Annotated in this window: 13 protein-coding genes; 10 read left to right on the top strand and 3 right to left on the bottom strand. The window is 35.9% G+C overall.

Annotation, left to right across the window (positions count from 1 at the left end; all coding sequences use genetic code 11):
- The first annotated feature begins 1 nt into the window (after nucleotide 1).
- The 10 genes from THEYE_RS08455 (at nucleotide 2) to THEYE_RS08410 (ending at nucleotide 8,793) form a co-directional block, all read left to right on the top strand.
- On the top strand, nucleotides 2-319 hold the full coding sequence (locus tag THEYE_RS08455; RefSeq protein WP_012546547.1) for a P-II family nitrogen regulator: 318 nt from the start codon (nucleotides 2-4) through the stop codon (nucleotides 317-319).
- The gene (locus THEYE_RS08450; RefSeq protein WP_012545421.1) at nucleotides 316-735 is read left to right on the top strand and encodes a P-II family nitrogen regulator; all 420 of its coding nucleotides are present in this window, start codon (nucleotides 316-318) and stop codon (nucleotides 733-735) included. Before THEYE_RS08455 ends, THEYE_RS08450 begins: the two co-directional genes overlap by 4 nt.
- A complete protein-coding gene (gene nifB, locus THEYE_RS08445) occupies nucleotides 716-1,597 on the top strand; it encodes a nitrogenase cofactor biosynthesis protein NifB (protein WP_012545348.1) in 882 nt (293 codons plus the stop codon). The genes THEYE_RS08450 and nifB overlap by 20 nt, the downstream gene beginning before the upstream one ends.
- A gap of 228 nt (nucleotides 1,598-1,825) precedes the next feature.
- Nucleotides 1,826-3,172, top strand: coding sequence for a methyl-accepting chemotaxis protein (locus tag THEYE_RS08440; RefSeq protein ID WP_012545572.1), 1,347 nt, complete (start codon nucleotides 1,826-1,828; stop codon nucleotides 3,170-3,172).
- 349 nt (nucleotides 3,173-3,521) lie between these two features.
- Complete coding sequence (locus THEYE_RS08435) at nucleotides 3,522-4,358, top strand: TorF family putative porin (protein WP_012546145.1); 837 nt, start codon at nucleotides 3,522-3,524, stop codon at nucleotides 4,356-4,358.
- 12 nt (nucleotides 4,359-4,370) lie between these two features.
- A complete protein-coding gene (locus THEYE_RS08430; protein WP_012545822.1) occupies nucleotides 4,371-5,714 on the top strand; it encodes an ammonium transporter in 1,344 nt (447 codons plus the stop codon).
- A 14-nt stretch (nucleotides 5,715-5,728) separates the two neighbouring features.
- On the top strand, nucleotides 5,729-6,067 hold the full coding sequence (locus THEYE_RS08425) for a P-II family nitrogen regulator (protein WP_012545312.1): 339 nt from the start codon (nucleotides 5,729-5,731) through the stop codon (nucleotides 6,065-6,067).
- A gap of 281 nt (nucleotides 6,068-6,348) precedes the next feature.
- Nucleotides 6,349-6,489, top strand: a complete 141-nt coding sequence (locus THEYE_RS10435; RefSeq protein WP_012546560.1) for a hypothetical protein — start codon at nucleotides 6,349-6,351, stop codon at nucleotides 6,487-6,489.
- A gap of 95 nt (nucleotides 6,490-6,584) precedes the next feature.
- Nucleotides 6,585-8,120 (top strand): sigma-54 interaction domain-containing protein, encoded by a 1,536-nt coding sequence (locus THEYE_RS10620; RefSeq protein ID WP_012546159.1) that lies wholly within the window; start codon nucleotides 6,585-6,587, stop codon nucleotides 8,118-8,120.
- Complete coding sequence (locus tag THEYE_RS08410) at nucleotides 8,104-8,793, top strand: type 1 glutamine amidotransferase (protein ID WP_012545422.1); 690 nt, start codon at nucleotides 8,104-8,106, stop codon at nucleotides 8,791-8,793. Before THEYE_RS10620 ends, THEYE_RS08410 begins: the two co-directional genes overlap by 17 nt.
- Nucleotides 8,794-8,796: 3 nt before the next feature.
- Here the strand turns inward: THEYE_RS08410 and THEYE_RS08405 are convergent, their stop codons facing one another.
- From THEYE_RS08405 to THEYE_RS08395, 3 genes are all read right to left on the bottom strand, one after another.
- The gene (locus THEYE_RS08405; RefSeq protein ID WP_012546554.1) at nucleotides 8,797-9,186 is read right to left on the bottom strand and encodes a PIN domain-containing protein; all 390 of its coding nucleotides are present in this window, start codon (nucleotides 9,184-9,186) and stop codon (nucleotides 8,797-8,799) included.
- Entirely contained in the window at nucleotides 9,179-9,544 is a 366-nt protein-coding gene (locus THEYE_RS08400) for a hypothetical protein (protein ID WP_164924865.1), read from the bottom strand. Before THEYE_RS08400 ends, THEYE_RS08405 begins: the two co-directional genes overlap by 8 nt.
- Before the next feature lie 136 nt (nucleotides 9,545-9,680).
- The gene (locus THEYE_RS08395) at nucleotides 9,681-11,489 is read right to left on the bottom strand and encodes an aldehyde ferredoxin oxidoreductase family protein (protein WP_012545213.1); all 1,809 of its coding nucleotides are present in this window, start codon (nucleotides 11,487-11,489) and stop codon (nucleotides 9,681-9,683) included.
- Between the last annotated feature and the right edge of the window lie 6 nt (nucleotides 11,490-11,495).

Raw genomic sequence — 11,495 nt, 5'->3', positions numbered from 1 at the left:
TATGAAAATGATTAGAGCATTCATAAGACCAGAGAAAGAGCAGGAAGTAGTCCTTGCCCTTGAAGGCGCAGGATATCCATCTCTAACAAAGATGCCAGTCTTTGGAAGAGGTAAGCAGAAGGGACTGCAGGTTGGACCAGTTCATTACGATGAACTTCCAAAAACGCTTCTAATGATGGTTGTAGACGATGAGGATGTCGATAAAGTAGTAAAAATTATTGAAGATAAGGCTCGCACAGGATTCATTGGTGATGGAAAGATTTTTATAAGCCCTGTTGAAAAAGCCTTTACAATAAGAACAGGAAAGGAGGGACTATGAAAGAGATTGTGGCAATAATAAGAAGAGATAAAACACCTGTAACAAAGAAGGCACTGGAGGAACTTGGCTTTCCATCTCTTACTCTTCAAGGTGTTGAAGGTAGAGGAAAACAGAAAGGTGATGCCTGCATAGAAGAGCTTGACTCTGATTTGCCTGAAAGCTACTGCACTGCTGTGAAACTGAAACCAACTCCCTCAACCTATGCCCTTGAACACAGTCTTCCTAAGGTAGCCCTTTTTGTGCCTAAGAGAATGCTTACAATAATTGCTCCAGATGAAGTTGTGGAACTAATCATAAAGAAAATAATTGAAGTTAATAGAACAGGAAAGCACGGAGATGGAAAAATATTTATATGTCCAATACAAAAGACAGTTAGAATAAGAACAGGGGAGGAAAATGAAAAAGCAATCTCTTGAGGAAGGAGTAATCAATACACATCCCTGCTTTTCAGAGAGAGGTCATGAAAGATATGGAAGATTGCATCTTCCTGTAGCACCAGTCTGTAACATAAGTTGCAATTACTGTAATAGAAATTATGATTGCGTAAATGAATCAAGACCTGGAGTATCAAGTAGAATTATTACACCATTGGAAGCTTTAAAAAGAGTGTTAGTAGCAACTGAGAGAGATAGAATCTCTGTTATTGGAGTAGCAGGTCCAGGGGATCCTCTTGCTAATGAGTCAACTTTTAATTTTTTTAAACTTGTAAGGAAAGAGTTTCCTAATATTTTTCTCTGTCTTTCAACCAATGGACTTCTTTTACCTAAGAAAGTAGAAGTTTTACAGGATTTAGGAATTTTTACGGTTACAGTGACAATTAATGCCATTAATCCTTCTACTGCAGAAAAGATTTATGCTTGGATTTTGTACGATGGGAAGTTAATGAAGGGCAGAGAAGCTTCTGAATATCTTCTTGAGAACCAATGGAATGGCTTGGAAATGCTTACGGACAGAGGTTTCTGTGTAAAGGTAAATTCTGTGTTAATTCCAGGAGTAAATGAGAGAGAGATTGAAAATATTGCCGAAAGAGCAAGAAGGCTTAAAGCTAAAGTGATGAACATCATTCCTCTTATACCAAACGGGAAAATGATTAATTTACAAAAGCCATCCTGTCAGGTATTAGAAGATATTAGAAAGGTTTGCGAAAAACATATAAGACAGATCAGACACTGCAGGCAATGCAGAGCAGATGCTTTTGGTAGTCTTGAAGAAGATAAAGATATTGAGCTTGAATTAATAAATAATGCTTTAGCTTTTGACTACTGTGAATCAGTTTAGTATTTTACCAGGCATAAAAGGATAAATTTTAAAACCTCTTCCCTCCAATCTTTTATCCTTTATGCCAGGTATTTAATTTTACAAAAATGCAAATTCATACAAAAATGTAGAATTTTTCACTACTAATCTTCTTGAATTTCTTAATTTTTTATATGGCATAACAATTGAAATAAAAAAAAGAAATATTTGAAGTTTTTAAAATGTATGAAATTTTAAAGGAGGGCTAAAATGTTTGGAACTTTATCAAAATTAATGAATAAAAGAAATGGAAAAAGCTATCAAAATCAACAAGGAAATAATAATGAATTAATGGAAAAAATTTTAAGTAAATCTATTGAACTTGTTGATCTTTCTCCTCTAATTGAAAAAGAAGCAGAGGTTTTAAAATCAGGCACAGAAAAAATTGATGGAGTAGTTAATCTTGTTTCAAAGGAGATGGATGCAGTCAGGACAGTATTAGAGGAAGTTTCCATTTCTGCTACCGAAAATTTAAAAAGAGTATTCAGGGTAAGTGAAAATATAACCCTTACTAAGGAGAGTTTTAAGGAAACAGAAACAAGCATGCTTTCAATTAAACAGGCTGTTGAAACTCTGGTATCTACTACATTGAGTGTATACGATGCTATTAAAATGATTTCATCTCTTGCCACAACAATAAAGGAAATCGCAGATAAAACCGAACTATTATCCCTTAATGCATCTATAGAAGCTGCTCGTGCTGGCGAACATGGTAGAGGCTTTGCAATCGTAGCAGAGGAAGTAGGAAAACTCGCCCATGCAACTATGTCAGCAACAAAAGATGTTTCATCAAAAACCAAAAATATATTCTCTCTTATTGAAAAAATAAAGATTGAAACTAATATTATTGAAAAACAGGTGCAGAAAACCTATGTTAAGGTTACTGAAAATAGAAAGAAATTTGAATCCATAGATACTCCTCTTGAAGAGCTTGTCCGAAATGCTGAAAAATTAGAAAATGTGTCAGATAATTTAAAAAATACAGTTGACAATGTGGAACAATCGTTATATGTATTGTCGAATTTCGTAAAAAATGCCGTGCTTTCCTCAAATAATCTAAAAGGATTTGCAAATAAACTCCATACATTATCGGAAGAACAGATTTTAGATATAGGAAAAGTAAGAAGCAGAATTCATAAATATGCCAGAGAGATTGTAGAAAACGCAACTCTTTCAAGGGAGCTTAAATCAATGTTTCATTTCACTATGGAGCAATATCTTAGAGAATTAATTTATCAATATGATATTTTTGAACTTCTCTATGTCACAGATGAAAAAGGTGTTCAAATAACTGAAAATGTGTCAAGAGGAGAGTTCAAAGCCCAATATGGTTCTACAGGATATGGTGAAGACTGGTCAAATAGAAAATGGTTTATAGAGGCAAAAAAAAGGCTTTCAACTTATATTTCCGATATTTATATTTCAGTTGCTACAAATTCTTACTGCTTTACAGTCTCTTCTCCCATATTTAATGAAAAAGGAGAGTTTATAGGAGTTTTAGGAGCAGATGTTGATTTAAGAAAAATAATTGAGTTTGGAAATCAGAGAATAGTTTAATAAAAGAATGCTTTCTCTATTATTATGAAAAGCGCCTGAATCTTCAATATTTTTTCATTTATCTTCCCTTTGTCATTCTGAACGAAGTGAAGAATCTCTTCACGTCCAAGGGAAAAGACCTTTCGCTTTACCTCAGTATGACTCTTTCAGGACAAGTTTTCGTATTCATCAAGGGGGACGAAATGGAATAGTTAATATAATTGAATAGCCTCTATGAAGATATTTACAAAATTGTAAAGTTCTACATAATTGTAATTTCTTTTGTTTTAAAAAATCTTTAAATTTCAAAGAGTTTTATCTGGCACGAATTTAGCTTTTATAAATAAAAAAACTCAATGGAGGTGCTGTTATGAGACATTTTAAGTATTTAGTATCGGTAGTCTTGGTTATTTTCTTTTCTTTTTCCTTGGCAATGGCAGAGGAAGTTAAAAAAGAAGAACCAAAACAGGAGGACAAAGTAACGGGTAGTGTTTCTGCAGGAATTTACAGCAGGTACATATTTCGTGGTTATGAACTTAGTTCAGGTAGCGTTGTAATTCAACCATCTGTTACAGTTTCTTACAAGGGTTTTTCTGTGAATTACTGGGGAAACATTGATACAAATGAAAGACAAACCCAGAGTTTTGTTCCAGACAGACCAAGCAGAAAAAGCTTTAATGAGTCTGACCTTACACTGAGTTATACTTATCCAATTGATAAACTTTCTTTGACAGGTGGTTATATCTACTATGGAACAAAATATACTGATGAAACAGAGGAAGTTTTTTTAAGTGCAAGTTATGATATTATTTCAAAACCTACACTTACAATTTACCGTGACATCTCTGCATATCCAGGCACCTATGTGAATCTGTCCTTTTCTCATTCTTTTGAGGTTTACAAAGACATAACCCTTGACCTTGCAGCATCCTTTGGCTATTTCAAGGGCGATGATTCTTACTGGAGAACCTATGACAGTAGCACAGGAGAATACACAGGCAAAAAATACAGTGCTTTTCACGATGGAAAGCTTCAGGCAGGCTTTACAATACCAGTTATGAAAAATGTAACTGTTCAGCCAGTGGTTCAATACTGGTTTCCTCTTTCAAACAAGGCAAAAAGAGTTGTTGATGGCAGTTCTTATAATCACAATGGACATCTTGATGACACATGGGTAGCAGGCGTAGGTATTACTTTTAGCTTTTAAAGGAGGGAAAAAATGAAACGATTGATTACAATATTTTTACTTATTTTGATGGTATTAGCGTTATCAACAAACATAATATTTGCTGAAGGAGATATTCCTCAGCCGCAAGCCCAACCTGGGCTAACAGGGCAGACAGCACAGCCTCAGCCAAAGCTTGATACAGGTGATACTGCATGGATGATTGTAGCAACAGCTCTTGTTATGCTGATGACAGTGCCAGGACTTGCACTGTTTTACGGTGGTTTGGCTAAAAGAAAGGATGTGCTTAACACTATTGCTATGAGCTTTGTAGCCTATTGCTTGGCAAGTTTCCTATGGATAGCCTATGGATACAGCTTAGCTTTCTCAGGTGATATTGGTGGAATAATTGGACAGTTTAATAAAGCTTTTTTGAGCGAGGTAAAGATTGATTCATTGCAGGGAACTATACCAGAGGTTTTGTTCTCAATATTTCAGCTTACCTTTGCTGCAATTACAGTAGCTTTGATTAGTGGAGCCTACATTGAAAGAATGAAGTTTTCAGCATGGGTGCTCTTTACAATTCTTTGGATGAGCCTTGTCTATGTTCCTATTGCTCACTGGGTATGGGGTGGAGGATTTCTTGCAAAGATGGGAGCTCTTGATTTTGCTGGTGGAACAGTTGTTCATATTAATGCAGGGGTCGCTGCTTTAGTTGGAGTTCTCATACTTGGTAAAAGAAAAAATACTCTGCTTGTTCCAAATAACCTTACTCTGGTTGCAATTGGTGCTGCGCTTCTTTGGTTTGGATGGTTTGGATTTAACGCGGGAAGTGCAGCTGCATCAAACGGGCTTGCTGCACAGGCATTCATAAACACAAATACAGCTACAGCAGTAGCAGCACTTGCTTGGATGTTTACAGAGTGGGCAGTGACAAAGAAACCTACTGTGCTTGGACTTGCATCAGGTATGATAGCAGGTCTTGTTGCAATTACTCCTGCTGCAGGCTTTGTAAATATCATTGGTTCAATAATAATTGGAGCTCTGGCAGGATTTATATGCTACTTCAGCGTAACAGCAATGAAACCAAAGCTTGGTTATGACGATGCCCTTGATGTATTTGGAATTCACGGTGTTGCAGGAATAATTGGTGCAATTTTAACAGGAGTTTTTGCAGACCCTGCAATTAATGAGGCTGGTAAAGGACTTCTTTACGGAAATCCAGAACAGCTATGGACACAGACAATTGCAGTGTTAGTAACAATAGTTTACACAGCAATAATGACTGCGTTAATATTCTTAGTGATTAGAATATTCATGAAGATTAGAGTTACTGAGGAAGAGGAAATTATAGGACTTGATTCATCTCAGCATAGTGAAAGGGCGTATAACCTATAAAAAGGAGGAATACGATGAAAAAGATTGAGGCAATAATTAAACCCTTTAAATTTGAAGAAGTAAAAGAAGCCCTTGTTCTCGCAGGTATTCAGGGAATGACAGTTACAGATGTAAAGGGTTTTGGTAGGCAGAAAGGACATGTAGAGATTTATAGAGGTAGTGAACTTGAGGTTTTATTTATACCCAAGATAAAGATTGAGGTTGTTGTGCCAGATAGCCTTGTAGAAAAGGTAGTTAAAGTCATACAGGAAAAAGCATACACTGGCAATGTGGGTGATGGTAAGATATTTATTATTCCTGTTGAAGATGCAGTAAGAATCAGAACAAAGGAAAAGGGTGAACAGGCAGTTTGATATTCGGTCTTTGCATTACAAGGCAGGCTCTACCATGCCTGCCTTTTTTATTGCTTTCTGCTTACAATTTTTTATTGTGCTATAATTTTATAGTATGGAGAAAATTAAAAAACTCTCAGGACTTTTTAGAAAATATAACGTAGCCCTTGCCTATGTGTTTGGTTCTCAAAAGAAAAGGGCTATAAATACTTTATTCAGATTTATATAATGAACTATCTGAATTTTTTAAGCCTTATACATTAGATTTAGTTTTTCTTTAGGAATGCCATAGCTTACTACAAATGGAAGCAATTGAAGGTGAGTGTATCTATAAGATTTCAGACCAATTCAAAGAAAATTACGAAATGCAGATTTTAAGGAAGTATCCAGATGTTAAATATTTATTTGATAAATATTTTGAAGAGGCTTTGGATGAATATTAAATAGATGGTAAATTGACTCCTATATCTATTGTCTCTTCCATTTCTTAACCGCAAATGTTATAATAGTTTATCGGCAATTGTTTGCCGTCCAATGTATGACCAGACATAAAAACATAGAATTGAAGGCACTTTTTGAGGTAAGCAGAGTTTTAACGTCTTCCTTTGACCTTGCGCAAAATCTATATTCTGTCCTTGAAATTTTATCAAAAGAGCTTGATATGAGAAGAGGTAGTATTTTTATCTTTGATAAAAAGACAGAAGAAATCAGTATTGTTGCTGCCTATGGATTAACTCAAGAAGAGATGAGCAGAGGAAGATATAGAATTGGTGAAGGTATTGTAGGCAAAGTTATAGAGACAGGGTTGCCGATGTTTATTCCAGATATAGAGAAAGAACCTCAGTTTCTTAATAAAACAGGAAGTAGACCTAATAAAAAAGGCATTTCTTTTCTTTGTGTTCCTATAAGAATAGAGGATGAAATACTTGGTGTTATATCTGCTGACAGAATTTATGCTGAAGAGCAAGGAGATGTGGATGATGACTTAAGAGTGCTTTCTGTGGTTGCCTCTTTAATTGGACAGTTTATCAAATTATGGGAAAGCTATAAAATCATGGAAGATGAAAATATTATTCTGAGAGCTCAGCTTAAGGACAGATACAATTTTCCCAATCTTGTTGGACAGTCACCTTCTTTTCAGGCAGTTCTTAAAACAGTAATGAAAGTTGCTTCAACAGATGCCACAGTGCTACTGTTTGGAGAATCTGGCACAGGTAAGGAGCTTATAGCAAAGACAATTCATTTTCAAAGTAAAAGAGCAAAGGGACCCTTTGTTGCAATAAACTGTGCAGCAATTCCAGAAAATCTTCTTGAGGCAGAACTTTTTGGTTCAGAAAAAGGTGCATTCACAGGTGCTGTAAAAAGAATTGGTAAATTTGAACAGGCAAATGGAGGCACTATTTTTCTTGATGAAATAGCAGAGTTACCACTCTCACTTCAGCCAAAGCTACTGAGGGTGCTTCAGGAAAGAACAGTTGAGCCTCTTGGTTCATCAAAAACTATTAGGGTAGATGTAAGACTCATATCAGCTACAAACAAAGACCTCTCAGAGGAAATAAGAAAGGGAAACTTCAGGGAAGACCTATTCTGGAGGCTTAATGTTATTCCAATTTATATTCCACCTCTAAGAGAAAGAAAAGAGGATATTCCTCTGCTTGTGGAGTACTATCTTAAGAGTTTCTGCAATATTTATAGAAAATCTGTTTCAATTGATGAAGAAGCCTTAAAAGTGCTTGTTTCCTATGATTGGCCCGGAAATGTAAGAGAACTTGCAAACACTATAGAAAGGCTTGTTGTCATGACAGAGAGTAGTAAAATAAAGGTCTACGACCTTCCTGATACTGTTAGAGGGGTTTTTAAATTAAAGCCCTATTCCTTAGGAGATTTAAAGCTTCCCACAGAGGTTGAGGAACTTGAAAGAATTAGAATAATGGATACGCTGCCAAAATTTAATTTCAATATAAGAAAAACCGCACAGGCTTTGGGTCTTACTGAAAGGCAGCTTAATTATAGAATAAAAAAATACGGAATTATTATAAAAAAGGGAGTAAATTTACATGATAGCGATAATTAAGAATATAAAGACAGAAGGTCCTGGCAGTATAGAGAATTATTTAGTTGAGAATTCCACGCCTTATAAAATTTTTGAATCAGAAGATGGCGATACACCCTCAACTCTTGAGGGCTATAGCGGTTTAATAGTAATGGGTGGACCTATGGGGGTTTATGAGATGGATAAATATCCCCATCTTAAGGTGGTTTCAAGGCTTATAAGAGAGGCAATAAATAGAAATCTAAAGGTGCTTGGAATATGTCTTGGCGCTCAGCTCATTGCCTATACACTCGGTGCAAAGGTATATAAAGGACATGGCGAAGAAATAGGCTGGCATGATATAGAACTTACCGGTGATGGTTTAAGGGACCCTGTAATGATTTCTCTTGCAAAGCATCCTTCTGTTGGTGATGTATGGAGAAAATTTAAAGTATTTCACTGGCACGGAGATACCTTTGATTTGCCTATTGGGGCAGTGCATCTTGCAAAGTCTTCAGTCTATGAAAATCAGGCATTTAGATACAAAGATAATGTCTATGCTTTGCAGTTTCATATTGAAGTAACAAAAGAGATGCTAATTGAATGGTTTGAAGACCATCCTTTAAAAGAGCAGATTCTTACTGAAGCAGAAAAAATGCTCTCCGAATACTCTCAGCGAGCAAAGAATTTTTATAAAGCTTTCTGGGGCGAATAAATTTTATTTGATTGAAAGCAGGTTATTGTCAAATGTGAGAATTTCTGCTTTAAGTTTGCCAGAATAATAAATTAATGAAGCATCTGTAAAACTTAAAAGAAATTGAGAATTTTCCATGATTTTTAATATTTCTTCCCTAGGTGGTATTTCATTAATTATCATTATTGTATTGAAAAAATCATTAATTATTCTGAATAAATTTGATGAGAGCATATTTTGTTCTCTTGCTCTTCTGCATATAACAGTTACTGTTTCTTGAAAAACTAAGAAATTAGAAGCAAATATACCTTCAGTTTGCACAAAAAGTTCTAAAGCTCTTTTATGGTGAACATCTTTTGAAGACAGAAAAGCAACAATAAAAGAGGTATCAAGAAGATAGAAATTTTCATTCATATATATTTTTCTTGTCCTCTATCGCATTCCCTTGAAGACTGAGGCTACCGATAAAGGATTTTAAAAGATTTTTGTTGCCTTTACCAACAACTATCGGAAACCCTAAGGCGCGAAAAATACGAACAGCATCATGTGTAACAAAATCAAGTATAGTAAAATCATGTCCTAAATCTTCTAAAACAAATAACAAAGCTTTTTTAATAGGAATAAGTTTTCCTTCTAAAACAAGATAATAATTGGAAGTTTGCCCTTTTTGCGGATAAGATTCTTCTTTGTATTTTGATAAAATTTTTAAAACATCATCTTTACATATAGTTATTTTTTTTCCCCGCAACGTAAACTCTTTTTTTTCTTCCACTATTAACAAATTAACACCTCCATAAAAGTTTTATTAATAAATATACTATATTTATTTTTGGAATGGCAAGATAAAACTTTAATGCCAGCCCGAGCCTAAAGAACTTCTGAAATAAAAAAAGAAATAAAATAATCTACTAACTAATAATTTTATCCAGCTCAAGTTCCTTTAATTTAGCCTCCGTAGGTTTGGTGGTTTCAGGATCCCAACCTCTTTCTTTGTAATATTGAGTTAGCATGTCACGGAACTTAGCCCTATCAAGTACAGCACCTTTTTTCGGTCCTATTGTGAAGGCATCTTCAAAAAAGCGGTCAGGTAACCAATCATCTTCTCTTCGGAAGCCCTCACAGTAGTTGAAGAGCTTTTCTAAGTTAAAGACTCTCTCTCCTGCCTTAAGAAACTGTGCTCTGTCATATTCAACTCCTGTTATTGCACTGAGCATGGAAATTATTGGTTCTTCATAGACTTTATCCATGGCAGCGAATAAACATACTCCTGTTGAGTCAATCATAGCCCTAAAATTCTGCGCTTCAACACTGTCACCATTTAAGTGACATCCACCCCTGTTTGCAGTAGCATAGCAGAGTGCTCTTGGCGGATTTGCTTGAATGTTGTGGGCAGCAAGCTCAAGTCCTTTTACATGTATGGCAAACTTTTCACTACCCTGACCAATTTTTTGAAATAATGCCTTTACACCCTTTGAGGCAAGGTCTCCGATCCCGTCTCTGTATGCAATTTTTTGTACTATGGCAAGGGTTGCATCAACGCTTCCCCATTTAAGCTCAATTCCGTCAAGGAATTTTCTATTAATCATTCCCTTTTCATAGGCTTCCATTAGAAATCCGATAACTGCTCCAGTTGAAATTGCGTCTAAACCAAGGTCATCAACATTATAGATTATCTTGAGTAAACCAGCCATGTCTGATATTAAAAGATTAGAGCCAAGCATTGTTCCGGTTTCATACTCTGGCCCATCATGAACAATACCACCATATTTACCCTTTGTGCGGCCGCTCTTTTTGCAGGCAAGTGGGCAATACATACAGGCAATATCCCTTACCCAGACATCCCTTCTTGCTGCCTCTGCACCAATTTTATATGCTTCCGGGAAAGTGCCTTCTCTGAAGTTACGCACTGTTTCTGTGCCTTGATCACTACTTTTTACAATATAGCCAGCTGTTCCATAGGATCTCCAGTTTTTTGTATTAGGAGAGTTGTTTAACACTAATCTGGCTTTTTCAAGAATTTCAATAAATTTTTTATGATGAGCAACATCGGGCTGCTTACTTCCCTTTACTGCAATAGCTTTTAAATTTTTTGAACCCATAACACATCCCACCCCGCCACGACCTGCTGCACGGGTAGAAGTGTGAAGTATGGAGGCATATCGGACAAGATTTTCACCAGCTGGTCCAATGTATACTGTTTTATATCTTCTATCTTTGAGTTCTTCCAAAATTGCCTTGTCAAAGGCATCTGTCCGCATGCCTTTAAATTTCTTAGCATCACGAATTTCTACCTTATCGTCATCTATCACAATGTAGCAGAGAGAGTTTGCTTTACCAGTAATTACAATTCCATCATAACCTGCAAACCTAAGCTCAGGACCGAAGAATCCACCAATATTTGAGTATGTGAGAGTTGATGCATGTGGATAGGGAGAATGCACAGGAGATGTTATAGGTGATTTTGTAACCACACAGGTTCTTGATGAAGAAGGAACAGGAAATCCAGAAAAGGGACCTGTCATGAAAATGAGAGGATTTTCAGGGGAAAGTGGGTCAACTCCGGGTTTTTGCAGATGATTCCATAAAATTTTTACTCCTAAACCCCGTCCTCCGATAAATTTGGCAAGGTCTTCCTCAGGGATTTCCCTTTTTTCAATCTTGCCGGTCGTAAGGTTTATGTAAAGCAATTTACCATAATATCCCTTAATTGAACTCATTTTACG

This window comes from Thermodesulfovibrio yellowstonii DSM 11347 (assembly GCF_000020985.1).
Taxonomy (GTDB): Bacteria; Nitrospirota; Thermodesulfovibrionia; order Thermodesulfovibrionales; family Thermodesulfovibrionaceae; genus Thermodesulfovibrio; species Thermodesulfovibrio yellowstonii.
This window is presented reverse-complemented; position numbering and strand designations above follow the sequence as displayed.